This window comes from Achromobacter pestifer (assembly GCF_013267355.1).
Taxonomy (GTDB): domain Bacteria; phylum Pseudomonadota; class Gammaproteobacteria; order Burkholderiales; family Burkholderiaceae_B; genus Achromobacter; species Achromobacter pestifer_A.
In genome coordinates this window covers 1,210,611-1,235,229 of record NZ_CP053985.1, presented here as the reverse complement: position 1 = coordinate 1,235,229, position 24,619 = coordinate 1,210,611, and the positions used below count along the sequence as shown (strand labels likewise).

At 65.6% G+C, this 24,619-nt stretch carries 25 protein-coding genes and 1 riboswitch; of the genes, 15 read left to right on the top strand and 10 right to left on the bottom strand.

Going from position 1 to position 24,619, the window contains the following annotated elements; translation table 11 throughout:
- Positions 1–79: 79 nt before the first annotated feature.
- Positions 80–523, top strand: a complete 444-nt coding sequence (locus FOC84_RS06080) for a CopD family copper resistance protein (protein ID WP_173143635.1) — start codon at positions 80–82, stop codon at positions 521–523.
- A gap of 36 nt (positions 524–559) precedes the next feature.
- Here FOC84_RS06080 and FOC84_RS06075 read toward each other — a convergent pair whose 3' ends face one another.
- Complete coding sequence (locus FOC84_RS06075) at positions 560–1,003, bottom strand: DUF6389 family protein (RefSeq protein ID WP_173143634.1); 444 nt, start codon at positions 1,001–1,003, stop codon at positions 560–562.
- 95 nt (positions 1,004–1,098) lie between these two features.
- Positions 1,099–2,004 (bottom strand): LysR family transcriptional regulator, encoded by a 906-nt coding sequence (locus FOC84_RS06070; protein ID WP_173143633.1) that lies wholly within the window; start codon positions 2,002–2,004, stop codon positions 1,099–1,101.
- 133 nt (positions 2,005–2,137) lie between these two features.
- On the opposite strand from FOC84_RS06070, the gene FOC84_RS06065 reads away from it, so the two are divergent.
- The 3 genes from FOC84_RS06065 (at position 2,138) to mntP (ending at position 5,531) form a co-directional block, all read left to right on the top strand.
- Positions 2,138–3,721 carry a sulfatase family protein gene (locus FOC84_RS06065; RefSeq protein WP_173143632.1) on the top strand — a complete coding sequence of 528 codons (1,584 nt, stop codon included), beginning with the start codon at positions 2,138–2,140 and terminating at the stop codon, positions 3,719–3,721.
- Positions 3,722–3,770: 49 nt separating this feature from the next.
- The gene (locus tag FOC84_RS06060) at positions 3,771–4,739 is read left to right on the top strand and encodes a Bug family tripartite tricarboxylate transporter substrate binding protein (RefSeq protein ID WP_173143631.1); all 969 of its coding nucleotides are present in this window, start codon (positions 3,771–3,773) and stop codon (positions 4,737–4,739) included.
- Between the two features lie 33 nt (positions 4,740–4,772).
- A riboswitch (yybP-ykoY riboswitch) is annotated at positions 4,773–4,952 on the top strand.
- A 6-nt stretch (positions 4,953–4,958) separates the two neighbouring features.
- Entirely contained in the window at positions 4,959–5,531 is a 573-nt protein-coding gene (gene mntP / locus FOC84_RS06055) for a manganese efflux pump MntP (protein ID WP_173143630.1), read from the top strand.
- 58 nt (positions 5,532–5,589) lie between these two features.
- On the opposite strand, the gene FOC84_RS06050 is transcribed toward mntP, so the two are convergent.
- On the bottom strand, positions 5,590–6,300 hold the full coding sequence (locus FOC84_RS06050; protein WP_173143629.1) for a DUF1971 domain-containing protein: 711 nt from the start codon (positions 6,298–6,300) through the stop codon (positions 5,590–5,592).
- A 126-nt stretch (positions 6,301–6,426) separates the two neighbouring features.
- Positions 6,427–7,146, bottom strand: coding sequence for a Crp/Fnr family transcriptional regulator (locus FOC84_RS06045; RefSeq protein ID WP_173143628.1), 720 nt, complete (start codon positions 7,144–7,146; stop codon positions 6,427–6,429).
- Positions 7,147–7,207: 61 nt separating this feature from the next.
- Between FOC84_RS06045 and FOC84_RS06040 the strand changes: the two genes are divergently transcribed.
- From FOC84_RS06040 to FOC84_RS06020, 5 genes are all read left to right on the top strand, one after another.
- Positions 7,208–8,212, top strand: a complete 1,005-nt coding sequence (locus tag FOC84_RS06040; protein WP_254241919.1) for an ABC transporter substrate-binding protein — start codon at positions 7,208–7,210, stop codon at positions 8,210–8,212.
- Between the two features lie 11 nt (positions 8,213–8,223).
- Positions 8,224–9,018 carry an ABC transporter permease gene (locus FOC84_RS06035; RefSeq protein ID WP_173143627.1) on the top strand — a complete coding sequence of 265 codons (795 nt, stop codon included), beginning with the start codon at positions 8,224–8,226 and terminating at the stop codon, positions 9,016–9,018.
- Positions 9,011–9,730 carry an ATP-binding cassette domain-containing protein gene (locus FOC84_RS06030; protein ID WP_173143626.1) on the top strand — a complete coding sequence of 240 codons (720 nt, stop codon included), beginning with the start codon at positions 9,011–9,013 and terminating at the stop codon, positions 9,728–9,730. Before FOC84_RS06035 ends, FOC84_RS06030 begins: the two co-directional genes overlap by 8 nt.
- Before the next feature lie 97 nt (positions 9,731–9,827).
- Complete coding sequence (locus FOC84_RS06025) at positions 9,828–10,271, top strand: CopD family copper resistance protein (RefSeq protein ID WP_173143625.1); 444 nt, start codon at positions 9,828–9,830, stop codon at positions 10,269–10,271.
- Between the two features lie 34 nt (positions 10,272–10,305).
- Positions 10,306–12,444: a TonB-dependent receptor family protein gene (locus tag FOC84_RS06020; protein ID WP_173143624.1), complete on the top strand. Its 2,139-nt coding sequence runs from the start codon at positions 10,306–10,308 to the stop codon at positions 12,442–12,444.
- An 8-nt stretch (positions 12,445–12,452) separates the two neighbouring features.
- On the opposite strand, the gene FOC84_RS06015 is transcribed toward FOC84_RS06020, so the two are convergent.
- A complete protein-coding gene (locus tag FOC84_RS06015; RefSeq protein WP_173143623.1) occupies positions 12,453–13,403 on the bottom strand; it encodes a LysR substrate-binding domain-containing protein in 951 nt (316 codons plus the stop codon).
- Positions 13,404–13,494: 91 nt separating this feature from the next.
- Between FOC84_RS06015 and FOC84_RS06010 the strand changes: the two genes are divergently transcribed.
- The 3 genes from FOC84_RS06010 to FOC84_RS06000 are packed head-to-tail and all read left to right on the top strand — an operon-like array spanning position 13,495 to position 17,709.
- Entirely contained in the window at positions 13,495–14,811 is a 1,317-nt protein-coding gene (locus FOC84_RS06010) for a D-serine ammonia-lyase (protein ID WP_173143622.1), read from the top strand.
- A 38-nt stretch (positions 14,812–14,849) separates the two neighbouring features.
- Entirely contained in the window at positions 14,850–16,169 is a 1,320-nt protein-coding gene (locus FOC84_RS06005; RefSeq protein ID WP_217278787.1) for an MFS transporter, read from the top strand.
- Positions 16,170–16,185: 16 nt separating this feature from the next.
- Positions 16,186–17,709, top strand: a complete 1,524-nt coding sequence (locus FOC84_RS06000) for a M81 family metallopeptidase (RefSeq protein ID WP_173143621.1) — start codon at positions 16,186–16,188, stop codon at positions 17,707–17,709.
- Here the strand turns inward: FOC84_RS06000 and FOC84_RS05995 are convergent.
- The 4 genes from FOC84_RS05995 to FOC84_RS05980 form a co-directional block, all read right to left on the bottom strand.
- The gene (locus FOC84_RS05995; RefSeq protein WP_173143620.1) at positions 17,685–18,236 is read right to left on the bottom strand and encodes a dihydrofolate reductase family protein; all 552 of its coding nucleotides are present in this window, start codon (positions 18,234–18,236) and stop codon (positions 17,685–17,687) included. The two genes, FOC84_RS06000 and FOC84_RS05995, sit on opposite strands and share 25 nt — an antisense overlap.
- Positions 18,237–18,452: 216 nt before the next feature.
- On the bottom strand, positions 18,453–19,673 hold the full coding sequence (locus FOC84_RS05990) for a hypothetical protein (protein ID WP_173143619.1): 1,221 nt from the start codon (positions 19,671–19,673) through the stop codon (positions 18,453–18,455).
- Between the two features lie 71 nt (positions 19,674–19,744).
- Positions 19,745–20,092, bottom strand: coding sequence for a hypothetical protein (locus FOC84_RS05985; RefSeq protein WP_254241918.1), 348 nt, complete (start codon positions 20,090–20,092; stop codon positions 19,745–19,747).
- 145 nt (positions 20,093–20,237) lie between these two features.
- Positions 20,238–21,113, bottom strand: coding sequence for a leucine-rich repeat domain-containing protein (locus FOC84_RS05980; RefSeq protein WP_173143618.1), 876 nt, complete (start codon positions 21,111–21,113; stop codon positions 20,238–20,240).
- A gap of 143 nt (positions 21,114–21,256) precedes the next feature.
- Between FOC84_RS05980 and FOC84_RS05975 the strand changes: the two genes are divergently transcribed.
- From FOC84_RS05975 to FOC84_RS05965, 3 genes are all read left to right on the top strand, one after another.
- Positions 21,257–21,835, top strand: coding sequence for a CGNR zinc finger domain-containing protein (locus FOC84_RS05975; protein WP_173143617.1), 579 nt, complete (start codon positions 21,257–21,259; stop codon positions 21,833–21,835).
- 190 nt (positions 21,836–22,025) lie between these two features.
- Positions 22,026–22,898, top strand: coding sequence for an alpha/beta fold hydrolase (locus FOC84_RS05970; protein WP_173143616.1), 873 nt, complete (start codon positions 22,026–22,028; stop codon positions 22,896–22,898).
- Between the two features lie 130 nt (positions 22,899–23,028).
- Positions 23,029–23,976 (top strand): sensor domain-containing diguanylate cyclase, encoded by a 948-nt coding sequence (locus FOC84_RS05965; protein WP_173143615.1) that lies wholly within the window; start codon positions 23,029–23,031, stop codon positions 23,974–23,976.
- 86 nt (positions 23,977–24,062) lie between these two features.
- Here FOC84_RS05965 and FOC84_RS05960 read toward each other — a convergent pair whose 3' ends face one another.
- On the bottom strand, positions 24,063–24,500 hold the full coding sequence (locus FOC84_RS05960) for a GNAT family N-acetyltransferase (RefSeq protein WP_173143614.1): 438 nt from the start codon (positions 24,498–24,500) through the stop codon (positions 24,063–24,065).
- Positions 24,501–24,619: the final 119 nt, after the last annotated feature.

The following is a 24,619-nucleotide window of genomic DNA, read 5'->3' as shown; positions in this document are numbered from 1 at the left end:
GCGGGTTTGATGTTTGTCATGTCCGTGCCATCCTTGCGGATGGGACAATCCTGATTGATGGTCACTCCCGTACGCAGCCATGAATACCTACCCCTTGCTGCTCATCCTGCACCTGCTCGCCGCCTTCCTCTTCGTCGGCACGGTCACCTTCGAGGTGCTGTTCCTGGAGCCCGTGCACAAGCGCCTGCCGCCCGACGTGCGCCGCGCGCTGGGCAGTCAGCTGGCGCCGCGCGTGCGATCCGTGCTGCCGTGGTCGGTCGTCGTGCTGTACCTGGCCGGCCTGGGCCTGGCCTGGCAATACCGCAGCGCGCTCGCCGATCCGTTCGCCTCGTCCTTCGGCATCCTGTTGTCATTGAAGATCGCGCTGGCCTTGAGCGTGCTGGTCCATGTCGCCACCGCCCTGACGCTGGCGCGGCGCCAGCGCCTGACCGGGGCCTTGAGCCGGCGCATGCATGTCAGCGTGTTCTGCCACATGGTGCTGATCGTGGTGCTGGCCAAGGCAATGTTCCATGTGGCCTGGTGAGGGCGTTGGCCGTGGCGGCATAGGCTCGCCGCGGCGCTATGCGGGCAATGCGAGCGGCTCGCGCGTCCCGTAGCCTTCTTCTCCGTATACCAATCCAGGCAGCGGCGAGCTGCCGCTGGCCTGCCATAGTTCCGCCACCCACTGTATCGCCGTGTCGACGATGACGTCCTGCACGTTGAATCCGGCTTCATCGGACGCGAACAGCGGCACCTCGGGCTTGACGCCGTCTTCCGTGTGGCGCACGTCGAACAGGTAGCGGTGGCCTTCGATGGCCTTGTTGAGCACGAACAGGTCTGGGCCTTCCAGGCTGGCCACCACGGAGAACGTGCCTTCACCGTCCTGGTCGGGGAACACTACGAAATGGATCTCGCGCGCCTTGGGGGGCAAGGCGGCGATCAAGGCCGTCAACGTAGCGCTGGCCGCGGCGCCGTGGGCGCGTAGGATGCGCAGCAGTTCGGTTTCGTATTCGGATCGGGTCATGGATATTCCGTTCAGGACTGGTTGGCGCATTTGCGCGCCGGCCTCTGGACTGGCGGCAGGGAGTGCCGTGGATTATCTGCCATTTCTTATTGCCGTCATCGTGCCAGCCGCAGGCACTCCATGAAGTACGCCGCATGCTCTGAAGCCAGTGCGGCGTCGCGCCAGACCATGCCTGTCATCCCGCGGCTGCGCATCGCCAGCGGCAATACCTTGATCATGTGCTGCTTCGCGAAATGCAGCGCCAGACGTTCCGAGATCGGCAGCACCAGATCCGAGCCGTCCAGCAGCGCCAGGTTGACCAGCACCGACGACGATTCCACCTGATGCCAGGGCGCGGGCTGGCCGGCCAGCGCCAGTTCGTAATCGATGCGTATCCGCATCGGTGTTGACGGGCCAGGCGCGATCCAGGGGTACTGCTGCACGTCCTGCCATGTCACCTTGCGCTTGTTCGCCAGCGGATGGGCCGTGCCCACGGCCAGGCAGATAGGCTCTCCGTACAACTCTTCGTAGTGCAGGTTGCGCGGCAGCGAGTGCTGTTCCAGGCGTCCCACCAGCACGTCGAACGTGCCTTCCTGCATCAGCGGCAGCAGGTAGTCCAGCGTGTTCTCGGCCAGCCGCAGCAGCACGCGTGGATAGTGTTCGCGAAAGCGCCGGATGCTGGGCGGCAGCAGCACCGGCGCGATATTGGGCGTGACGCCCACCGCCAGCGTGCCGGTGGCGCCGCGGGCCAGTTGCGCCATGGTGTCCTGGGCGCGGCCCAGCTTGCCCAGGATCTCGCGCGCATGCGTGCGCAGTTCCAGTCCGTAAAGCGTGGGCTCGATGCCGCGCGCATGGCGGTCAAACAGCGTCAGGCCGATGTCCGCTTCCAGGTCCTTCAGCCACTTCGACAGCGCCGGCTGCGTGATGTTGAGTTCCGACGCGACCTGGCTCAGGTTGCGGGTTTCGCACAGGCGCACCAGGATGGCCAGGTGGCGCAGGCGGATGCGGTGGGTCCAGTCCATGCGGGCGTCCTCGAGGCATAAATACAGGGTTATGGCTCAGTAATATTAATTCATTATCAATTTATGCCTCCTCTACACATAATGGCCTGACAACAGAGCCAGGCCGGCGCAAAGCCGGCGGCGAGGAGACACGATGCAGCCGAATTTCCTGCTATTCATCACGGATCAGCAGCGCGCGGATCATCTAGGCAGCTACGGCAACGCCATGCTGCGCACGCCGGAGCTGGACGCGCTGGCGCGGCAGGGGTGGTCGGCGGACCGCTTTTATGTGGCGTCGCCCATCTGCATGCCCAACCGCGCCACTTTGATGACCGGCCGCATGCCCTCGGTGCACGGCGTGCGCCACAACGGGATTCCGCTGTCGCAGCGCGCCACCACCTTCGTCGACCGCTTGCGCGGCGCGGGCTACGCCACCGCATTGATCGGCAAATCGCACTTGCAGAACATGACCGGCAAGCCAGCCGTCTGGCCGCCGGCTGGCGACGGCGCGCAGGGCGAGGCCTGGACCGCCGAGCCCGGCAACTACGACCAGGAATGGGGCCCGCTGTGGCGCACGGATCCTGGACATGATCTGGATACGCCGTTCTACGGCTTCGAGCGCGTGGCGCTGGCGGTGGATCACGGCGACCAGGTCTGGGGCCATTACGAGCGCTGGCTGGCCCGCGAACATCCAGAGGCGCGACACCTGTGGGGGCCCGAGCATGCCTTGCCGGCGCCGGGCTATGTACTGACAGAGCACCATCAAGCCTGGCGCACCCGCGTGCCGGAAGAATGCTCCACCACCGCCTACATTGGCGACCAGACCATCGCGCAGTTGCGCGACAACGCGGCCAGCGGCAAGCCGTTCTTCATCCAGTGCTCGTTCCCCGATCCGCACCATCCTTTCACGCCCCACGGCAAGTACTGGGACATGTACCGCCCCGAAGACGTGGCCCTGCCGGAGTCGTTCCACGCCAGCGCCGAGCCGGGCCATCAGCCGCCGCCCCATGTAGCCTGGATGCACCAGCAGCGCGACCAGGGCAAGGCCGTCAAGCACACGCCCGCCATCTTTGCCTGCACCGAGCGCGAGGCGCGCGAGGCCATCGCGCTGAACTACGGCTCCATCAGCCACATCGACGCCACCATCGGGCGCGTGATGCAGGCGCTGCGCGAGATGGGGCTGGACGACAACACCGTCGTCATCTTCACCAGCGACCACGGCGACTACTTCGGCGATCACCAACTGCTGCTCAAGGGGCCGATCCATTACCAGAGCCTGATCCGCACGCCCTTCATCTGGCGCGATCCGCAGGCAGCGCCCGCCGCTGCGCGCAGCCAGGCGCTGTGTTCCACCGCCGACATCGCCGCCACCGTGCTGGCGCGCGCCGGCCTGCCGGCCTACAACGGCATGCAGGGCGCCTCGCTGCTGCCCCTCATGTCGGGCGGGGCCGAGCGCGTGCGCGACGCGGTGCTGATCGAGGAAGAGGGCCAGCGCACCATGTTCGGTTTTCCCGGCCGCACCCGCATGCGCACCTTGCAGACGCCGCGCCACCGGCTCAGTGTCTATGCCGATGCCGCTTGGGGCGAACTCTACGATCTGCATGAAGATCCCCACGAGCTGCGCAACCTGTGGGACGACCCCGCCGCTAGCGCGCTGCGCGCCGACTTGCTGCTGGAGTTGTCGCGCAACATGATCCGCCACGCCGAAACCAGTCCGCATCCTTCCGCCATCGCCTGACAACCCGCAGAGGCGCCGGCCAGCAGGCCGGCCCATCCAGGAGCCAAGCATGATCAAGTCCTTGCTGTTCTGTACGGCGCTGCTCGCGGCCGGAACCTCGGTTGCCATGGCGTCCGACTACCCCTCGCGTCCCGTCCGCCTCATCGTCAACTTTCCGCCGGCGGGTCCCCTGGACCTCGAAGCCCGCGCCATCGCGCAGCATGCCGGCAAGATCCTGGGCCAGACCATCGTCGTCGAGAACCGCTCCGGCGCGTCCGGCAACATCGGCGCCCAGTCCGTGGCGCAGGCGGCGCCGGATGGCTATACGCTGCTGATGACGCTAGACACGCTCATGACCGTCAATCCATACATCTTCAGGGGGCTGGACAAGGACGTCACCCAGCGACTGGAACCGCTGAGCTTGGCCGGATCCTTCGGGTTGGCGCTAGCGGTGCGTCCGGAGCTTGGCATCAACACGCTGAACGAATTCCTGCGCTACGCCAAGGCCAACCGCATCACTTATGCCTCCGCCGGCTACGGCAGCCCCGGCAACCTGGCCTTCGAGAAGCTCCGTCTCGCGGCCGGCTTGGAAGTCGCGCATGTGCCGTACCGCGGCAACGCGCCCGCCGTCAACGCGCTGTTGGGCGATCAGATACAGGCTGCCTTTCTTGCCACGCCCGGCGTCCTGCCGCATGTACGGGCGGGCAAGCTGAAGGCCTTGGCGGTGTCGGGCAAGGAACGCGACGCCGACCTGCCTGAAGTCCCCACCGCGGCGCAATCGGGCGTGGCTGGCTTGAAAAACTACGACGTGTCGTTCGCATTCCTGGTGATGGCGCCCAAGGGCACGCCTAAAGAAATCGCGCAGGTATGGGAAGACACGCTGGCCAAGGTCTACGCCATGCCGGAGTTCCAGCAAAGCATGGCCGTGCTGGGCATGCGCGGGCCGTTCGCGGGCAAGGCGCAGGCACAGGAATGGGTGGACAGGGAGGCCAAGGGCTGGAAGGAGGTGATCGAGAAGGCGGGAATACGCGGGGAGTAGCGCTGTAACACACTGGTCAGCAGGCTCTGCTAGACTGGTTTCACTCTTTGGGGAGTAGCCTCCCTGCGGCCAGTTCCGCAGGGGCTTGCGTCAACATTCTTGGCTGGCTCAGCCATGGCGCAGGCGGCATCCATGCTTGGCGAGACCACGGATTTTTCGCGCGACGCCGGGCGGCGCGGAAGATCCGTGCCGTTTCCGCCCAGCAGGATCCTTCCTCATATGAATGCCGTCGCCATCATCGTTCTCGCGTTCGCCATGTCCACGGACGCCTTCGCCGCCGCCATCAGCAAAGGCGCCGCGCTCTACAAGCCCCGATTCCCGGAAGCCCTGCGCACAGGGCTGATCTTCGGCGTGATCGAAGCCATCACCCCAGTGATAGGCTGGGGACTGGGTTCCGTCGCCGCCCGGTACGTGGTCGCCTGGGACCATTGGATCGCCTTCGCAATGCTCTGTACCCTGGGCTTGCTCATGGTACGCAACGGCCTCAAGGAGGAAGACGAAGATACCGCGCCCGTCACCCGCCATTCCTTCTGGCTTCTGGCCGCAACGGGCTTGGCCACCAGCATCGATGCCATGGCGGTCGGCGTGGGTCTGGCATTCGTGGACGTGAACATCGTGGTGGCGGCCATCGCCATCGGCCTGGCGACCACCTTGATGGTGACTCTGGGCGTGATGCTCGGGCGGGTGCTGGGCAGCGTTGCCGGCAAGCGGGCCGAGATCCTGGGCGGGATCGCGCTGATGGGGATAGGCGCGGCGATTCTTTATGAGCATCTCAGCGCCGCGGCCGGCTGAAGCAAAGGCGGCTCGCCGCTAGCGGGCGACGATTGCGGCGCAGTCCAGGCGAAGTCGGTCAGGTTCCGTCTTGCGGACCGTCGGCGCGGCAGAACGTAATCTGAAAGCTGCCCGGGAGTTCGAACGCCACATGGTGCCGCACCTGCGGTTCTATCAGCACTTGCTGTCCGGCCGTCAGCACCACTTCGGCGTGCGGCGGATCATCCAGCGTGTAGCGCAGCACGCCGGCGTGCACCTTCAACAAGCCCCAGGTGCCTGCCTTGGTCGTATGCGCCGCAAGCAAACCGGCCGGCAGGTTGTCGGGCGTGAACACGGGGCTGTCGCGGTAGGGCCGCACGCCTTCAGGCAGCGAGTCGGGCAGGCGCGGCAGACTTTGGCGCTGCTGCCACACGCTCCACAGCTTGGCCGCGATGCGTTCGGCCATGGCGTCGGCCTGGGCCTGCAAGGCCGGCTGGCCGAGCCCGGCGGTGACGCCATGGAACAGGGCCAGCCAGCGCTGGAACAGCGGCCAGGAAAGATCCGGGATGCGCGCATGGGCGGGAATCGGTGCGCCCTTGAAGCGGCGCGTGCCCAACAGCAGCGCCGACCAGAAATCGCACAGCAGGTCCAGGTGGTGGTCCCAGTCCGACACGCGGGAATCGAATATCGGACCGAGGGTTTCATCCTGGCGCACTTGCGCATAGAAGCGGTGCACCAGTTGCCGGATGTCTGCTTCCGTGATCGGGGGAGCCGCCGGGACAGGCGCAAGGGGAGAGGCGGATTCGGACATGGGAGCGGGGGAGAGGATCTGCCTGCATTGTCCGACGCTCACCGGCGTTGCTCCGATGACAAAAGTCATTGGCGCCCAGAGTGGGATCATTCCTGGCCAGCGTGTGGCGTGGGCACGGCCTCGCTGTCAGAACGGCCGCTTCGCCATCGTCGCGAGCCTGGCCAGATGCGCTGGATCGTGCACCGCCCATTGGCAACGCTTGCCGCTGATGTAGCCCTGCGTCTGCCAGTCGTTGAGCAGGCGGCTCAAGGTTTCGGCGCGGATGCCCAGGTGAGCGGCAAGCTGGCGCTGGTTCAGCGGCAGCGTCAGCGCCGCGCCCTGGCGTTCGTGCAGGCCCATGAGGTAATTCGCCAGCCGCTCGGGCGCTGAACTGGAAGTCATCCAGTCCACTTTGTTGACCTGGTCGTACAGGCTCTTGCTGAGCGCGGCCAGCAGCTTGAGCGCCAGCTCCGGGCAGCGGCGGCAAGCATCGTGCAACTGGCGGCGGCACAGGCGCCAGCCCTGCAGCGCGCTGCGGGCGCGAGCCTGCATGGGGTAGCGGCCGTGAGGCATGAACATGGCCGCCTCCGCCATCAACTGGCCCGGCTCGAACACACGGAACACGCGTTCATCGCCGTTGTAGCTGTAGCGCATGACCTCGGCCTGGCCGCTTTCTATCAGCACGTAGCTGGAGGCCTCGTCGCCTTCGCTGAACAGGATCTGCCCCGCCTCGGCCCGTAGCGGGCTGGCGCCGCGCAGCAGGTCGACCGCGACTTCCTGGGCCACGCCCGGCGGCAAGCCTTGCAGCAGCGGATGCCTTGCCAGCAGGGCGGCCACCGCCGCGCCGGCCAGATTGATATTTGTCATTCTGGGTCTTTCAGTGTGAATGGGAGAATCTTAAACGATAACAATTCTTATTTGAAACTCAATGAACGACTTGCACATGCGCCGCCGCTTCTGCGCGGCGGCCCTGGGAGCGGCCCTGCTGCCCGCGGCGGGGGCCCTGCGCGCGGCGCCGCCGGAGCGCCGCGCCGTCTTGACACTGGCAGGCCCCGGCGCCGTGGTCAGCTATCCCCTGATGCACATGGCGGCCACCGGCGCGCTGGCGGAACACGCCGGGCAGTTGCGCTTCCGCCTGTGGCAGACGCCGGACCAGTTGCGCACGCTGCTGGTGAGCGGGGATCTGGATTTCAGCGCCGCTCCCTGCACGCTGCCGGCCTTGCTGCACAACCGCGGCATGCCTGTGCGCCTGTTGAACATCTCCGTATGGGGCATCCTGTGGCTGGTCAGCCGCGATCCGGCGGTTCGGACCTTCGACGATCTGGCTGGCCGCGAACTGGTGGTGCCATTTCAGCGCGATCTGCCCGCCGTGCTGCTGGATACCTTGCTGGAGGCGCATGCCGCGCGGGGCCTGGCTCCTGTTGCCTTGCGCCGTACCCGCGACGGACAGGATGCCATCGCGCTGATGCTCAATGGCCAGGCAGGGCAGGCGCTGCTGGTCGAGCCCATGGCTTCGCTGCTGTTGTGGCGAGCTGAACAGACCGCCGGGGCGCCGGCGCTGCATCGCGGCCAAAGCCTGGAACAGGCCTGGAGCGCCGCCTTTCCCGCGCAACCCACGCTGCCGCAGGCCGGCGTTATGGCCGCGGCGGGCGTGGCGGGCGACGCGGCACTGTGCCGCGCGGTGGACCAGGCCTACGCCGCCTCCGCGCGCTGGTGTGCCGAGCATCCTGCCGACTGCGCCGCGCTGGTGCGCGAGCACCTGCCGCATCTGCCCCTGGCGGCCATCGAGACCGCCATTCGCGGCACGCGCCTGCAAAGCCGCAGCGCCCGCGACGCGCGTCCCGAGATCGAGGCGCTGTATCGCTTGCTGGCTGGCCGTTTCCCGCAAGCCATCGGGGGCGCCTTGCCGCCCGCCGGCTTCTACGGACCATGAGGGCCGGCCTGATGAGCAAGCACTCCAAAGGTCCTTTCGTGGGAGCCTCGGCGAGGACCTCGCGCGCCTGGAGCGCAGCCGGCGTGCTGCTGCTTTTGCTGGCCTGGCATGTGGCTGCGCGCCAGCTCGGTCCGCTGCTCATGGCCACGCCTTGGGAAGCGCTGCGCGCGATCGGTCCGCTGGTGCGCAGCCCGCAATTCTTCGCCAACGCGGGCGTCAGTCTGATGCGTATTGGCGCAGGGGTGCTGGCAGGCGCTTCCATCGGCTTCGCGCTGGGCGTGCTGGCCGGACATAGCGCGCGCCTGCGCGGCTTGATCGAACCGCTGCGCTGGCTGCTGATGGCCATGCCGCCGGTGGTCGTCGTGGTGCTGGCCATGCTGTGGTTCGGCTTGGGCTCACCCATGGTGATCTTCATTACGACGCTGATGATGGCGCCCGGCATGTACGTCAACACGGTCAAGGGCATGCTGCACGTGGACCGCAAACTGATCGAGATGACCCACGTCTACCGCTACGGCCCCTGGCTGCGCCTGCGCCATCTGTATCTGCCGGCGCTCAGCGCGCCGCTGCTGGCGGCGCTGCTGATCGCCGCCTGCGGTGGCGTGCGGCTGGTGGTGATGGCTGAAGTGCTGGGCGCGGAGAATGGCGTGGGCTACGCGCTGGCCAACGCCCGCAGCACGTTCGACACCGCCGAACTGTTCGCCTGGGTCCTGCTGATCCTGGGCCTGGTGGCCTTGCTGGAGTTCGCCTTCCTGCAACCCTTGCAGCGCCGGCTGGGCCGCTGGATGGAGCCCAGCCATGCTTGAGATGCAATCCCTGTCGCTGCGCTACGGCGCGCAGACCGTGTTGCAGGACGTGAACCTGCGGCTGCGCCCGGGCGAACGGCTGGGGCTGATCGGCCCCAGCGGCGCGGGCAAGAGCAGTCTGTTGCGCCTGGCCGCCGGCTTGGCCCGCCCCAGCGGCGGCGCGCTGCGCAACGGCTTCCGGCATCCCGTGCTGATGTTCCAAGAGCCTCGGCTGCTGCCATGGCGCCACGCGCTGGACAACGTCGCCTTGCCGCTGCGCGCGGCCGGAAATACGCCTGCCCAGGCTCGCGCCCTGGCCGCGCAATGGCTGGGCCGCGTGGGGCTGGACGCCGCCATGCAGTCCTGGCCCGGCGAGCTGTCCGGCGGCATGGCACAGCGCGTCGCGTTGGCCCGCGCCCTGGCGCTGGCGCCTGACCTGTTGATGCTGGACGAGCCCTTCAGCGCGCTGGACCCGGCCTTGCGCGGCCAGCTCGCTGCCTGCTGCGGCGAGGAACTGGCCCGCAGCGGCGCGGCCTTGCTGTGCATCAGCCACGACCCCGCGGAACTGCTGGGGCTGGTCGACCGTTGCGTCATGGTGCATCGGGGGCGCGTCACGCCCATCGCATTGGAGGGGCCGGCGGAGTGTTCCGGCAACGGCCCGCCGGGCGGCACGCCCAAAACCGATGCGGAACGCCTGCGCGAACTACTGCTGGCCGCCGGCGGGCAGCCCTGATGCATGCGAGCCACTCGAACATGCGAGCCACTCGAACATGCGAGCCACTCGTACATGCGAGCCACTCGATTTCCTGTTTTCCGATAGCGGACTTTCCATGAATACCTATCCCTTTCTGCTCGTTCTGCACCTGTTCGCTGCCTTCGTCTTCGTCGGCACCGTGACCTTCGAGGTGCTGTTCCTGGAGCCCGTGCAAAAGCGCCTGCCCGCGGACGTGCGCCGCGCACTGGGCGGCCAGCTCGGCCCGCGCGTGCGCGCCGTGGTGCCTTGGGCGGTGGCGGTGTTGTACCTGGCTGGCCTGAGCATGGCCTGGCAGTACCGCGGCGCGCTTGCCAGCCCCGGCAGTTCGTCCTTCGGCCTGCTGCTGTCGATCAAGATCGCGCTCGCCGCCAGCGTGCTGGTCCACGTGATCACGGCCATGACGCTGGCGCGGCGCCAGCGTTTGCACAGCGCGCTGCGCAGGCGCGTGCACATCAGCGTCTTCTGTCACATGGTCGGCATCGTCTTGCTGGCCAAAGCCATGTTCCATCTGTCCTGGTAACCCAGCCCATTCAGCTCTACGCGGAAGCATCCCCATGACGTCCCCCGTCCTGCGCCAACTGGCGTCCAGCCTCACTCTCAGCGCCCTCGGCCTGTCCACGGCCCTAGCCCAGGAAGCCGGCCAGCTGCGCGTGGCCCCGGCCAGCCAGGCCGTGCCCTCGCTGGCGCCCGTGGTCGTGTCCGGCCAATCCCTGACCCGCGCCCTCGATCCCGGCCCGCAGCAGGCCCAGACCGAATTGCAGACCGTGCCCGGCGGTACCAATCTGGCCCAGCCGCAGCAGGAAGTGCGCCTGATCACGCTGCGCGACGCGCTGGACTACCAGCCCGGCGTCATCGTGCAGGAATTCTTCGGCGGACTGGATCAGCCGCGTCTGAACATCCGCGGTTCGGGCATCCAGAGCAACCCCTTGAGCCGCGGCATCCTGCTGATGCAGGACAGTCTGCCGCTCAATGACGCCGACGGCTCCTTCATCATCAGCCTGCTGGAACCGCGCAACGCCGGCCTGGTCACCGTGCGGCGCGGCGCCAACGCGCTGTCGCCCGGCGCGACCACGCTGGGCGGGGAGGTCGACTTCCAGTCCCTGACCGGAACCCAGAGCGATGTCATCCGCCTGGGCAGCGGCAGCTTCGGCACCCGCAATCTCACGCTATCCAAGGGCTTCGAGGACGAGCGCCTGGACGGCCGCTTCAGCTTCGGCTATGACAAGTCCGACGGCTACCGCCACCATTCCTCGTCCGAACGCTCGAGCTTCCAGGGCAACCTGGGCTTTCGCCGCGGCACCTTCGAGAACCGTACTTACTTGTCCTACACGGACCTCAAGTTCGACATCCCCCAACCCGTGCCCAAGGCCCGCATGTACCAGGACCCGCGCAGCGTGCTGGGCGATGGCAATACGCCGCAAGACCTGGCCAACAACGTCTACAAGCGCGATCCGCATCGCGACACCAGCCAGTTCCGCATCGCCAACCGGAGCTACTGGGGCACGGACGCGCTCAACCAGACCGCAGGCATCTATTGGCAGCGCACCAACGATGACTTTACCAATCCGCAGGTCGCCAACGTGACGGATGGCGATACCTACGGCCTGGTTTGGCAATTGGCTGGCAAGGCTGGCAGCGTGGACTATCGCGTCGCGCTCGACTGGCAGCGCAGCGACATGGACCGCGATCTCTACGCCATACGCCCCGCCGATGGCCGCCGCCTGCAACGGTTCGGCGCCTATGACCTCAAGGCCGAGAACCGCAGCGCGCTGGTCGGCCTGGATTGGCATGTGACCGAGCAACTGAGCCTGGTCGGCGACCTGAAGTACACCCAGGCCGTGCGCGACGCCCGCGAACGCAATAGCGGCAAGACCCTGGACCAGGACTGGAACTACGCCACGCCGCGCCTGGGCATTATCTGGCAGCCTGCCGCCACCCAGCGTTGGTACGCCAACGTCAGCCGCAGCAACGAAGCCCCCACGTTTTGGGAAATCGTCAATGGCGAAGTGCCCGCGCCCATGAACCCCGCCACCGCGGTTACCTCCATGAGCAAGCTCGACCTGCAGCGCGCGCTGACCTATGAAGTCGGCGGAGACGGCACGTTCAATGTCGCCGGCCGGGATCTGAACTGGACCGTGTCCCTGTACCGCAGCAACGTCGAAGACGAACTGATGTCCGTCACCAACGCCAACGGTACGCCGGCAGGCACCTACAACTACGCCGGACGCACCCGCCACCAGGGTATCGAAGCCGGCATCAACGGCAGTCTGCCCTCGCCCGGCGAGGGGGTGTTCGATTACCGCATCGCCTATACCCTCAGTGATTTCCGCTTCCGCAGCGGCGAATACCAGGGCAACCGTATCGCCGGCGTGCCGCGCCACTTGCTCAGCGCGGAGGTGATGTACCGCCTGGGCGGCTGGCGTTTCGGCCCCAATCTGCGCTGGCTGATGAGCGACACCGAGACCAACCACGCCAATGCGCCGGGCACGCAACAGAACGCCTATGCCTTGCTGGGTTTCAAGGTCGCATACGAGCACGACGCGCATTGGAGCGGATACGTGCAGGCCGACAACCTGACGGACAAGACCTATGCCAGCAGCTATGCCATCCGCAATACGGCCACGCCCGCCATGCCGATCTTCCTGCCTGGCAACGGCAGGTCATTCAGCGCAGGCGTAGCGTATAGGTTCTGAGCGCAACGCTACCCGCCCGCGCATCCGATCAACGCGGAACGCGCGCTGTCGAAGTTGCGGCACTCGGACTTCAGCCATTCGGAAAAGATCCGGGTGCGGCGCTCTTCAGGCCGGCGCGACAGCAGCACATAGCGCGCCGGCGCGGGCGCGTGCTTGCCGAACACGTCGACCAGCCGCCCGCTGCGGATCTCGTCGTGGACCATGGCGCTGCGCCCGATCGCCACGCCTTGGTGATTCAGCGCGGCGCCGATGGCCAGGCTGGCCAGATTGAACTGCGGCCCCTCCAGATGACGGATCCAGCCCGGCCGGTGCGCTTGCATCCAGGTGCGCCATTCGATGAACTCCGCGGCCCCGACCCAGGGCGATGCATCGTGCAGGAACTCGACGCCATCGAGCGACTTGCCCGCGCGAAACGCCGGGTGCGCGGCCAGGTATTCGGGCGTCGCGACCACCAGCAGATACTCGTCCAGCAAGGCGTCCGCCTGCAAATGGCTGTAGTGAGCCGGGTCGTAACGGATGGCGATGTCTATGTCTTCTTCCTCCATCAGCTTGCGGTCCAGCAGCTGGAACTCCGCCTTCAGCCGCACCGACACGTCCGGCTGCAAACGATGGAATTCCGTCAGGCGCGGCATCAGCCACTGCAGCGCGAACGAGGGCAGGCAATTGACCTGCAGCGCTGACGCCGGCAAGCCCAGCCGCTCGATTTCCTGCTGGATGTCGCCCAGCGCGCGGCTGACCGTCGTGTACAGCGACTCGCCCTTGGGCGTGAACTTCAGCCCGCGTTGCTGGCGCACAAACAGCAGATAGCCCAGGCGGTCTTCCAGCTGGCGGATCTGCTGGCTCACCGCGCTTTGCGTGAGGTTCATGGCCGCCGCCGCCCGGGTGAAGCTGAGATGGCGGCCGGCCATGTCAAAACAGCGCAGGGCGCCCAGGAGCGTCGAGTCGAAATGGGCTGGCATAAGTCTAGCTAATGGCTGAGTTAGAAATGATCGCTATTCTTGCATGCCCACGGAATCTACGATTTGCGCCGAACCATCAACCCGCAAGTCCATGATGACCGAAAATTTCGATCCCCAGCTATTAGAAAATCTTCAATCAAGAAAGCCTTTGCTATGGCTCAACCCCGCTAGGGGCGGGCCGTTGCCCGGATCCGCGCCGTCCCTGACCCTGATCGACGAAGCGCAAAACCGCCTGGTGCGTTGTGCGCCGCTGTTGGCCGCGCTGTTTCCCGAGCTTGCCACGTCGGGCGGACATATCGAGTCCCGGCTGATGCCCGCCAGGCCGCTGCAGCAGGCGCTGGGAGCTGGTGCCGCGTCCGGCAACTGGTATCTCAAGCGTGATGACGAACTGCCCGTGGCCGGGTCCATCAAGGCGCGTGGCGGCTTTCATGAGGTGCTGGCCATTGCGGAATCGATCGCGCTTGAGCACGGCCTGCTGACGGACGCGGCGACAGACAGGCGCATCCTGGCGACGCCGCAGGCCCGCGCGCTATTCAGCCAGTATGCCGTGACCGTGGGTAGCACCGGCAACCTGGGCATGAGCATCGGCGTCATGGCGGCCGCGCTGGGATTCGATGCCGTCGTCCACATGTCCGCCGATGCGAAGGAATGGAAGAAGGACCGGCTGCGCAAGCGCGGCGTGCGCGTGGTGGAACATGCCGGCGACTACGCCGAGGCCGTCGCGGCCGGGCGGGCGCAGGCGCTGGCCGCGCCCCGCAGCCACTTCGTCGACGACGAGCAGTCCGAGCTGCTGTTCTTCGGCTATGCCGCCGCGGCCCGCGGACTGGCACGGCAATTGGCCGAGGCGGGGCGCGTGGTCGACGCGGCACACCCTCTGTTCGTGTACATCCCCTGCGGCGTCGGCGGCGCGCCCGGCGGCATCAGCCATGGCTTGAAGGCCCTGTTCGGCCCCCATGTGCATTGCTTCTTCGCCGAGCCCGTCGCGTCGCCGTGCTTTCTGGTGCAGCTGGCATCGGGAGCGGACACGCCCGTGTCGGTGTACGACGTGGGCCTGGACAACCGCACCGAAGCCGACGGCCTGGCCGTCGGGCAGGCATCCGAACTGGTGGCATCGCTGATGAGGCCGCAGCTTGGGGGCATCTTCACCGTGTCGGATGACGAGCTCTACCTGAACCTGCTCGCGCTGAAAGAGACCTTGGGTGTCGAGGTCGAACCGTCGGCCGCCGCCGCTGTCTCGGGGCCGGGCTGGCTGGACGGTTCAGCCGCGGGACGCGCGTATGCGCAGGGCATCGACATGACCGCGGCGACGCACGTCATCTGGGCCACCGGCGGATCGCTGGTGCCCCCCGAAGCGCTGCGCGGCTTCCAGGACCACGCCAGGCAACTCAGCCAGCGTCGCGCGGCATAAGCCGCGCCACTAAAAACTAAATACCAAGGAGAAAACCCGTGAGCGGAAGTGCAACCATCCCCGCCGGGCGCGCAGCGCGCCCGGACCAGCAAGTCTTTGAAGACGCGACCTACAGAAAGGTCGCGCTGCGGTTCATTCCCTTTCTGATGCTCTGCTATGTGGTCGCGTACCTGGACCGCATCAACATCGGCATCGCCAAGCTGAACATGCTGACCGACCTGCAGTTCAGCGAGGCCGCCTATGGCCTGGGCGCGGGATTGTTCTTCATCGGCTACATGTTGTTCGAGGTGCCCAGCAACCTGATCATGCACCGCGTCGGCGCGCGCCTGTGGATCGCGCGGATCATGATTTCCTGGGGCATCCTGTCGGGCATCATGGCCTTCGTCACCGCGCCCTGGCAGTTCTACACGGTGCGCTTTCTGCTGGGCGTGGCCGAGGCCGGGTTCTACCCGGGCGTGATCCTCTATCTGACCTACTGGTTTCCCAACCGCCGCCGCGCCAAAATGACGGCCATCTTCCAGGCCGGCATCCCGGTGGCGGGCCTGATCGGCAACCCGCTGTCGGGTTGGATCATGGAGCGATTCCATCTGGTCGGCGGACACCCCGGCTGGCAATGGCTGTTCGTGCTGGAAGCGCTGCCCACCATTCCGTTGGCCGTCGGGGTGCTGCTGATCCTGACCAACCGCGTCCAGGATGCCGCCTGGCTCACGCAGGAACAGCGCAAGCTGATCGAGCGCGACATCGCCGCGGACAACGCGGGCCGCGAGCACATGCCTCTGCTGCAGGCGCTGCGCGACGCGCGCATCTGGAAGATCGTCGCCATGACCTTTCCGGCGATGATGGCGCTGTACACGCTGGGCTTCTATCTGCCCACGCTGATCAAGGACGCGGGCGCCGAGGGCGGCTTGCGCATCGGTCTGTTGAGCGCCATTCCCTATCTGGTCGCGATGGTGGCCATGATTCTGGTCGGGCGCAGCTCGGACCTGCGTCGGGAACGCCGCTGGCATCTGGTCTTCATCCTGGTGCTGGGCGCGGCGGGACTGGTCGCAAGCGTGTCCGCGGGCACCAACCTGACGCTGGCCGTCATCTCATTGTCGGTGGCCGCCGCCGGCATCATCAGCTTCTCTCCCATCATGTGGACGCTGCCCACCGCCTTCCTGGGCGGGGCCACCGCAGCTGCGTCGATCGGCATCATCAACAGCCTGGCCAATCTGGGCGGCTTCGTCAGCCCCTACCTGATCGGCTGGATCCGCGACATCTATCACAGCACCGCGCCTGCCATCTACATCATCGCGGCTTCGCTCCTGGTCAGCGCCATGATTGCGCTGAGCTTCGACCCCAAGAAAGTCAATCGCTGAAGGCAAGGGACACGCCATGGCAAACATCAAAGCCACTGCGCCGCGACTCGCCGTCGCCGGCCTGATCCATGAAACCAATACCTATGCCGCCGAGGTCGCCGGCCAGACGCCGTTGCGCGCATTTGAGCAATACGGCAAGGACGAGATACTGCAAGCCTTCGACAAGTCGAATCACCAGGTCGGCGGCTTCATCGAAGGCGCCAGGCAGACGGGCGCCGAACTGATCTACACCTTCGTCGGCCAGGCCACGCCCTCGGGCACGATCGAGGCCCAGGCCTATGCCGACATGAAGCGCAGAATCCTGGACGGCATCCACGCAGCCTTGCCGGTCGACGGAGTGCTGCTGGCGCTGCACGGCGCTGGCGTCGCCGACGGCATCGAGGACATCGAAGGGGATCTGTGCCTGGCGGTCCGCCGGCTGGTTGGCGCCGATGTTCCCATCGCCGCCGTCTATGACCTGCATGGCAACATGACCGAGGCCATGCGGCGGGCGTGCGATCTGACCTTGCCTTGCAAGCTGTATCCGCATACCGACTTTCACGACCGCGCAGTCGAGGCGGTGGCGCTGTTGCTCGAGATTATCGGCGGCCAGCTCAAGCCGGTAACCGTCATGCGCAGCCTACCCATGCTGCCTTACATCGTCACGACGCAGGAAGGCTTTATTCCCGCCGAGGTCAATGCCGTATGCGCCAAGCTGGCGGCGCTGCCGGGTGTCATCGACTGTTCTTGGTTCCACGGCTTTCCCTACGCGGATATCGCGGCGCCATGTCCGGCCGTGGTCTGCACTACCGCGGGCGACCAGGCGCTGGCCGAGCGCTGCGCGGACGAAGTCGCGCAATGGATCTGGGCGCACCGGGATGCGTTCCGGCCGTCGTTGCCGAGTCCGGACCAGGGCGTCGCCACGGCGTTGTCCGCCGCGCGCGGGCCGATCGTCGTCAACGAGTATGCTGACAACCCCGGCGGCGGTACGCCCGGCGACGGCACCTACCTGTTGCGCGCCGTTCTGGACGCCAAACCCGCACCCGGAACCTGCTGCTTCGCTTCCATCAACGATGCGTCTGTCGTCGAGCAGGCCCGCCAGGCTGGCGTCGGTGCGACCATCAGCGTGTCGCTGGGCGCCAAGCAGGGCCGCTTCCAGGGTCAGCCGCTGCGGGTACAGGCCTATGTAAAAGCCATCACCGACGGCCGCTTCGTCAATCGCGCGGGCTCGATGTTCGAAGGCGTGCGCTTCGACCTCGGCGCCATGTGCCGCCTGGTCATCCAGGGCGTGGACGTGATCGTCGCCTCGCGCGCCGAACAGATCTACGACGAGGAGCCATTCTTCCTGCACGGCATCGACGTGACCGCGTACAAGCTGATCGCCATCAAGGGCGCCAACCATTTCCGCGCGGGCTATCGCCGGCTTGCGGCGCAGATCATCTCTGTCGATAGCGTGGGCTTGAGCACTGCCGACATCACCTCGTTCCCGCGGGAACGGCTGGTAGGCGAATACTGGCCGCTGGCGGACATCGCCGACTACGCGCCGTATACCAGCGCGTAGCGGCTTTGAACGAAGCCGAAAGGATAGGCCACGGTCGCTGCGTGCCGCAGGGCGACGTCCGCCGCCAATTCGCCGAACAGGCGGCGCCCGCCGCCGATCAGCGCGGGGATCACCGTGATGGTGATGTCGCTCAGCAAGCCAGCCTGGATAAAGGACTGCACCGTCTTGCCGCCGTCGATGTACAGGCTCTTGCAGCCGTCCGCGCCGGCGCGTTCCAGCAATTCCCCCAGCGAGCCGCCGTGCAGCCGTACCGAAGCGGGCGCGCTCGCTGGCAGGCTGGCCATGCTGCGGCTCAGCACGTAGACCGGCATGCTGCCGTAGGGCCATTCCGGAAACGAGGCGACCTTCTCGAACGTGGCGCGGCCCATCACCAACGCATCCACGGTCTTCATGTACGCGCCATAGCCGCAGTCCTCGCCGGCGGGCACGGTCTGGTTGGCGCTGTCCAGCCAGTCCAGGCTGCCATCCTCGCGGGAGATGTAGCCGTCCAGGCTGGTCGCGATGAATGATGAGCAGTGCAGTGCCATGGCGCGGAATCCTATCGGTTGCGTGAAGGCGAAGATGGTAGCGCGTTGCCCGTTCGTTGCCGTGGGCTAGGACGCAGGCTGGATTGCCTTTCCGTCGTCCGCGTGCCTATGATTCGGACGGTGTCCGCGCGGTTCACTTCCGGTCCCGCGGCTCAAGTAGGGAGGTCAAGCCCTGTTTGATCCGAGGCTGTGCAAGCGTACGAGCCTCCGTCCCGCTCAGTCGGAAGCCAGATACGCCTGTCCGCCCGGTTTCAGATAGGGCGCCAAGGTCTTGAACGGCACGCTGGCATGCGTGCCCAGGCAAACGCCCGCCGAGTGTCCGACTCCGGACACGGACAGGCTTAGCGCGCCGGGCGCCTGGACGCCCAGCGCCAGATAGTCGGGCCAGAGGTCCGCGCAGTCTTCCAGATTGGGGCGGTCCTCGGACTGCTGGGCTGCCGCTCCCGCCTTGACGGCCTGTTGCACCAGCCCGAGCAGGGCAGCACTCTTTTCCCCGCCAAAGCTGCGCTTGCCCGGCGCATACGCGTCGAACACGCGATTCCAGTCCAGGTACTCGCCGCGCAGCAGATCGTAGGTGTAGGGCTCGAAATGGTTGTAGGGATGGGCCCCGCCGCAGTCCAGGCTGCCCGATTCGGTCACCGTCATCAACGCGCGCGACAGCCAGGTGACTTTTACGTCCTCTTCATCGAACCCGCCCAGCGTGCCGGCGCCGGGATTGCTGCTGGTGTAGGCCGACGCCATGCAATCAAGCGCGCCCAGGCTCTTCTGCCAATGGCGCTGTTCCAGCAGATGGTTCGTGTGCTGCAGGACCTGCGCATCAGGATGCCGGCTCAGCCGCGGGTAAACGAACTTGGTGCGCGGGTCTTGCCACATGCGGTAGGCCACAGCGCTGTCGCCGATCTCCTTGCCCACGGGCCGGGCGTGTCCGGCCAGCTTCAACGTCTCGTAGGGCGCGCGGGCAGCGTCGATGCCCGCCTGGGCGTCGATATCGCCGAGATTGACTTGGTTGGCGCGAGCCTGCTTGCGGTCATTTTCCAGCTGCGCCGTGTCGTACTGGGCAACCTGTTTCAGATCGAAGCGGCGCTGCTTGCCAGTGCCCGTGTCGGTCCAGAGACCACGGTAGCCGTTGGCGTCGCGCGTGCCCTGCCAGGTCGCGGCTTGAACCGCTGGTTTGGACGCCGACGCGCCCTCCACGTAGGGTTTCGGTTCGAAGAGTTCCTTGGCCGTGCCTTGCAGGGGGATGTCCACGCCGTGCCTGGCGTAGAAGTAGCGGCCGGTCAATGCGCCGTCGGCCGCTGCTTCGGTGTCCAGTTCCAGCACGATGTCGCCGGCGCCTTGCAGGGTTCCGGTGTAGACGGTGCGGGGCGTGGCGCAGACCGGGGCGGCCGACAGGGACAGGACGGCCAGCGTAAGCGCGGTGCGGACGTTGCAATGCATACGGAACGGTGAGCGAAGCATCAGAGGGCCTGGGTTCCAAGGGGTGGAGTCGGCTGAATATACCGGAACTGTCAGCCCAGCAGCGCAGCCGCCTGGCCGTCCGCCAGCATCTGCTCGAACAGGTCATCGAGGCCGCTCGCCACCTCGCTGACCACCTCGAAATCCGGTTCGACGCCATGCACGACCTGACCGGATCTCCTGTCGATGGCGAGAAATTCGTAGTCTCCGTCCACGCTCATGAAGATCGGTACGTGGCGCGCCCAGAAGGCCTCGACCTCCTGCCGGTCGGCATCGCTCACGGCGGCTTCCAGGCTCATGCCGCGAAAGGCATCCCATCCAAAGGCGCTGCGGGTGGTTCCCGCATAGTCGGCCGCGCAGAGGAACCAGGCGTGTCGTCCCCGCTGCCCAATTGCGTGCACAAGGACAGGAACGCCGCGTGTTCAGTGCTGCCAGCCGGCGCAGCCATGGGCGCGGCGCCGGGCTCCGTGCGCAGTACCGTCCAGCCGCGCGCGCCAAGAAAGTCCAGGAAACGTTCGTGCAGGATGCTCATCAGGCCCGCCATGGCTATCGCGTTGCCGCGATGTTCACGCGCCGCAAGCGCGCATTCAAGGTTTGCGCCAACTCGCCCAATCCCACATCGCCGCAGCCGACCAGCGTCAGCTCCTGCAATCGGGGCAGTTGGTTCAGCACGCCGATGTCCGCAATCCGCTTGCAGTACTGAATATCCAGCCGCTCCAGGCCCTCAAGTGTGGCGACAGGACCTATCGCCTCCAGCGCAGTCTGGTTCTTCAGCCGCAAGGAGCGCAATCCGGCCAGTTGTTCGATACCGGACAGTGTCTTCAAGCCGCGTCCCGCCAGCAGGCCCAGCGACAGCAGCGGTAGTCCCGCGATGCGATCGAATATCGACGAATCGAACGGCACGTTCCAAAGGTTCAGCTCCTTGAGCGGAAGGCTCAAGGCGCGGTCCAGCAGCGTGCCGCGCCGGTCTGGAACCATCGACAGCGATATCAATGCCGGGAAGTCTTCCGGATCGAACCGCAACGTCGCTTCTATTGTCAGCGCTTCCAGCCTGGGCAGCGGGCCGGCCTGCCAGGTGTGGGTGCCGGGTTCGGGATGGAGGGAGAGATGGCGCAGGCTGGCCGGGAGCATGTCTGCGCGCAATCCTGTCAGGACGCTGCTTGAGACGGCGCCGGGACCGACGGACAGATGCACCAGCGATGGCAACCGGGCGATGAGTTCGGGCAGCTCGCGCAGCGGGTCGCCATGAGGCGTCCATAGATGCGCGGCTTCGATCGAGGCCAGGATGGTCTCATCCGGCGGGGCGTCGTGGAACACGATGCGTTCATCCGGGCCTGGGAATTGCGAGCGCTGGCGACTGTGCATGACGCGCCAGGTCTGCGCGGGGGCAGGGCGAGGGATCGAAAACGGGATGAAGGACATGCGGCTTTCCAACGGATCCTTGGCATGTCAGTTTACGGTGTGGATCTTGCGGGGAGCGGGTGTCGCGCGAGGGCTGGCATGGTGCAGCCTTTCGTAACTTGATAGCCAATAACTTAGTGGTTACATTGAGGGCGGAGATAACCATGACCACCACCCCAACGTCCGAATTCCGCCTGCTGGGCGACCACGCCGCCCTGGATCTGATCAACACCATCGAACAATCCGACGACGGTCCTCGCGACCGTCTGCAATCGGACGACGACGTGCGGGCCTGGCTGCAAGCTTCGGGCTTTGCGCCCGCCCAGCGCAAGGCGCCCAGGGGCCTGCTCGAATCCGCGCGAGCCTTGCGCGAGACCGTGCGCGCGTTGGTCGCGCAAAGAAAGGGGGGATTGCCGCTCAAGCTCAATGCGCTCAACCAGGCGCTCGCAGCCGGCGGCAGCCACCTCGAGGTGGCCATTGTGGCGGGTGCGCCCGGCCTGGCGCGCCGCTATGAGGCGGCTACGCCTGATCAATGGCTGCTTCCCGCCGCGGAGGCGGCCGCCGATTTGCTCGTGCATGGGGATTTCGACCTGGTGCGCAAATGCGAGAGCCCGATCTGTTCCCTCTGGTTCTATGACCGCACGCGATCCCATCGCCGGAGGTGGTGCAGCATGGCGCTGTGCGGCAACCGCCACAAAGTGGCGGCCTTTCGCCAGAGAGAAGCCCAGGACGCGGCCTCCTGAGTTCTGCTTCGCCCATCCGTCCGGCCGCTCTGGCCGGATTTTTTTGGATGCACCTCTCCCGGTCATAGCTTTCATCTATTTTGGTAACCAGTAAAAAGTAAATTGACAGGTTACTTAAAACGAAGAAGAATGGCTTCCACAGCCAGTAGGAATTTGGCCATTGATCCAGTCCTTGAACCCGGAGATCGTCATGTCCAGCATCCCTGAAAACCAGATCCAAACGCGTCGCTTGCAAGCCGACGGTCTGGATTTTTTCTATCGCGTGGCGGGCGATCCCGACGCGCCCGTGCTGCTGCTTCTGCACGGTTTTCCCAGTTCCTCGCATCAATTCCGCAACCTGATCCCGATTCTGGCGACGCGCTTTCACGTGATTGCCCCGGACCTGCCCGGCTTCGGCTTCACCGAAGTGCCCGAGGGGCGCCGTTACCGGTACACGTTTGACGACCTGGCCGTGTCGCTCGGCGCGTTCGTCGATGCGCTGGGTCTCGAACGCTATGCGCTGTACGTTTTCGACTACGGGGCACCCACCGGGCTGCGCCTGGCGCTGGCCCACCCTGAGCGGGTGACCGGCCTGGTCTCGCAGAATGGCAACGCGTATCTCGAGGGTCTGGGGGATGCCTGGGCGCCAGTCCGCGCCTACTGGGCAGAGCCGACTGCCGCCAACCGGCAGGTCATCGCGGATGCCGTGCTGAATCTGGAGGGAACGAAGTGGCAGTACGTGCATGGCGTCGCCAATCCGGACGACGTGGCTCCGGAAAGCTACACGCTCGATGCCGCGCTGCTTGAACGGCCGGGCAACAAGGAAATCCAACTCGATCTGTTTCTGGACTACGCCAACAACCTGAAGCGGTATCCGGAATTCCAGGCGTTTTTCCGCGCGGCGAAAGTGCCGACGCTCGCCATCTGGGGGCGCCACGATCCGTTCTTCATTCCGCCCGGCGCCGAGGCGTTCAAGCGGGACAATCCGGACGCGCAGGTTGAGTTGTTGGATACCGGGCACTTTGCGCTCGAGACGCATGCGGGATACATCGGTCGCCGGATTATCGAGGTGTTGGCGCCTTGAACGATTCATGAAAGGCCGCCAAGTGTGGCCTTTCATGACGCGTCCCTCTTGGCGCCCGCCGCGCAAACCACCGCAGCCGACGGATTCAGGCTAAAGTGGCCCGTTCATTTGGCTCGAGGATGGTTTGGGCATGTCCGGCGAAAGCACGCTTCTTGATGACAGCGCGGTGTACAGAACCCTGCTGGAGTCGACCAAGGCGATTCCTTGGAAGATCGATTGGGCCACGATGAAGTTCGCCTATATCGGCCCCCAGATCGAGGCGTTGCTGGGCTGGAACGCTGAAAGCTGGGTGAGCGTGGAGGACTGGGCCATGCGCATGCATCCAGAGGATCGTGAGTATGTGGTGAATTTCTGCGTCAGCCAGTCCCAGGCTGGCGTCGACCACGAGGCTGACTACCGGGCGCTGACCAAGGACAATGGTTACGTATGGATTCGCGACGTTGTACACGTCGTGCGCAATGACAGTGGCGAAGTTCAAGCGCTGATCGGCTTCATGTTCGACATCACCGAACGCAAGAAGACCGAGGAAAAGCTGTTGAGCCTGCAAAAGGAATTGGAGGTCCTATCCTTCAAGGATGGCTTGACCAATATTGCCAACCGACGCCGCTTCGATACTGGCTTTGAATTGGAGTGGGAGCGCGCGCGCAGCGAACGCCAACCCCTGTCCGTATTGTTGTTCGACGTCGATTTTTTCAAGCAGTACAACGATTTATATGGTCACACCCAGGGCGACCTGTGCCTGGTGGATATTGCCCAGACCTTGAGTCTGGCGCTGGACGGCCCACGCGATCTGGTTGCGCGATATGGGGGGGAAGAGTTTGTTGTGCTGCTGCCCGAAGCCGATGCCGAAGTCGCGCGAAAGGTCGCTGAACGCTGCCAGCGATTACTCCAGAAGAAGGCTATCGTGCATGCGTTGTCACCGCACGGCAGGCGCGTCACTGTCAGCATCGGAGCAGGCACGATGATGCCTGGCGGGCAGGCGGACCGTGCCGGTTTCATAAGAGCCGTGGACCAGCAGCTATATGCGGCCAAGAACAACGGGCGGGACCGCATTGAGCATGTGCAGTTGGAGGCCTGAGCGCGCTGAGGCGGCCTATCCCTCTGGAAATTCATGGTCGACGGCGTAGGCGATCCACGTTGACCTCGGTGTCGACGGGCTTGCCGTCAGGGCGCCAGAACCTTTTTCATTGATGGCGCGGGATGCAGCAGGTATTTCTCTCGCTCATAGAACGGTATGGCATCAGGGCGCGCATCAAGAAACACCGCGGTCATGCCGCGGGCACGGGCATCTCTCTCGGCATATTCCATCAAGGCGCGGCCTGCGCCGCTTCCGCGCACCGCCCCATCCACAACGAGGTCATCGACATGCAGGTGCGCCCCACGCGCCAGCGTACGGACGGGTCTCATGCCTATCACGCCAATGATCTTCCCGTCACGGAAGGCGGCCGCCAGCTCGTAGCCCGAAAATGATTGCCGACGGGCCCGCTCGAGGAACTCTGCCTCGTCAAGAGAGCGGAGTTGCGCGATGACAGGGTATGCGTGGCTCCATTCAGCCGGGGTCAGTCGCCTGATTTCCAGGCCAGTGTGGGGGACTGCGGTCATTGCTTTAGAGATCCTGGTGCGAAACACTGAGATTGTGCATGAGGAGCATTGTGGCGGGTTCAACGAATTGAATGTTCGATTGCTCGCCTCGGAGCACGGCAATAGATTGTTTTTTCAGT

Excerpts from the sequence above, each read along its gene's own strand:
- FOC84_RS06050 (WP_173143629.1), bottom strand. The coding sequence starts at position 6,300 with ATGTCCGAATCCGCCTCTCCCCTTGCGCCTGTCCCGGCGGCTCCCCCG.
- FOC84_RS06025 (WP_173143625.1), top strand. The coding sequence starts at position 9,828 with ATGAATACCTATCCCTTTCTGCTCGTTCTGCACCTGTTCGCTGCCTTC.
- FOC84_RS06040 (WP_254241919.1), top strand. The coding sequence starts at position 7,208 with ATGAACGACTTGCACATGCGCCGCCGCTTCTGCGCGGCGGCCCTGGGA.
- FOC84_RS05965 (WP_173143615.1), top strand. The coding sequence starts at position 23,029 with ATGTCCGGCGAAAGCACGCTTCTTGATGACAGCGCGGTGTACAGAACC.
- FOC84_RS06015 (WP_173143623.1), bottom strand. The coding sequence starts at position 13,403 with ATGCCAGCCCATTTCGACTCGACGCTCCTGGGCGCCCTGCGCTGTTTT.
- FOC84_RS05970 (WP_173143616.1), top strand. The coding sequence starts at position 22,026 with ATGTCCAGCATCCCTGAAAACCAGATCCAAACGCGTCGCTTGCAAGCC.
- FOC84_RS06010 (WP_173143622.1), top strand. The coding sequence starts at position 13,495 with ATGATGACCGAAAATTTCGATCCCCAGCTATTAGAAAATCTTCAATCA.
- FOC84_RS05980 (WP_173143618.1), bottom strand. The coding sequence starts at position 21,113 with ATGTCCTTCATCCCGTTTTCGATCCCTCGCCCTGCCCCCGCGCAGACC.
- FOC84_RS06075 (WP_173143634.1), bottom strand. The coding sequence starts at position 1,003 with ATGACCCGATCCGAATACGAAACCGAACTGCTGCGCATCCTACGCGCC.
- FOC84_RS05960 (WP_173143614.1), bottom strand. The coding sequence starts at position 24,500 with ATGACCGCAGTCCCCCACACTGGCCTGGAAATCAGGCGACTGACCCCG.
- FOC84_RS05975 (WP_173143617.1), top strand. The coding sequence starts at position 21,257 with ATGACCACCACCCCAACGTCCGAATTCCGCCTGCTGGGCGACCACGCC.
- FOC84_RS06035 (WP_173143627.1), top strand. The coding sequence starts at position 8,224 with ATGAGCAAGCACTCCAAAGGTCCTTTCGTGGGAGCCTCGGCGAGGACC.
- mntP (WP_173143630.1), top strand. The coding sequence starts at position 4,959 with ATGAATGCCGTCGCCATCATCGTTCTCGCGTTCGCCATGTCCACGGAC.
- FOC84_RS05990 (WP_173143619.1), bottom strand. The coding sequence starts at position 19,673 with ATGCATTGCAACGTCCGCACCGCGCTTACGCTGGCCGTCCTGTCCCTG.
- FOC84_RS06000 (WP_173143621.1), top strand. The coding sequence starts at position 16,186 with ATGGCAAACATCAAAGCCACTGCGCCGCGACTCGCCGTCGCCGGCCTG.
- FOC84_RS06080 (WP_173143635.1), top strand. The coding sequence starts at position 80 with ATGAATACCTACCCCTTGCTGCTCATCCTGCACCTGCTCGCCGCCTTC.
- FOC84_RS06065 (WP_173143632.1), top strand. The coding sequence starts at position 2,138 with ATGCAGCCGAATTTCCTGCTATTCATCACGGATCAGCAGCGCGCGGAT.
- FOC84_RS06070 (WP_173143633.1), bottom strand. The coding sequence starts at position 2,004 with ATGGACTGGACCCACCGCATCCGCCTGCGCCACCTGGCCATCCTGGTG.
- FOC84_RS06020 (WP_173143624.1), top strand. The coding sequence starts at position 10,306 with ATGACGTCCCCCGTCCTGCGCCAACTGGCGTCCAGCCTCACTCTCAGC.
- FOC84_RS05995 (WP_173143620.1), bottom strand. The coding sequence starts at position 18,236 with ATGGCACTGCACTGCTCATCATTCATCGCGACCAGCCTGGACGGCTAC.
- FOC84_RS06060 (WP_173143631.1), top strand. The coding sequence starts at position 3,771 with ATGATCAAGTCCTTGCTGTTCTGTACGGCGCTGCTCGCGGCCGGAACC.
- FOC84_RS06030 (WP_173143626.1), top strand. The coding sequence starts at position 9,011 with ATGCTTGAGATGCAATCCCTGTCGCTGCGCTACGGCGCGCAGACCGTG.
- FOC84_RS06045 (WP_173143628.1), bottom strand. The coding sequence starts at position 7,146 with ATGACAAATATCAATCTGGCCGGCGCGGCGGTGGCCGCCCTGCTGGCA.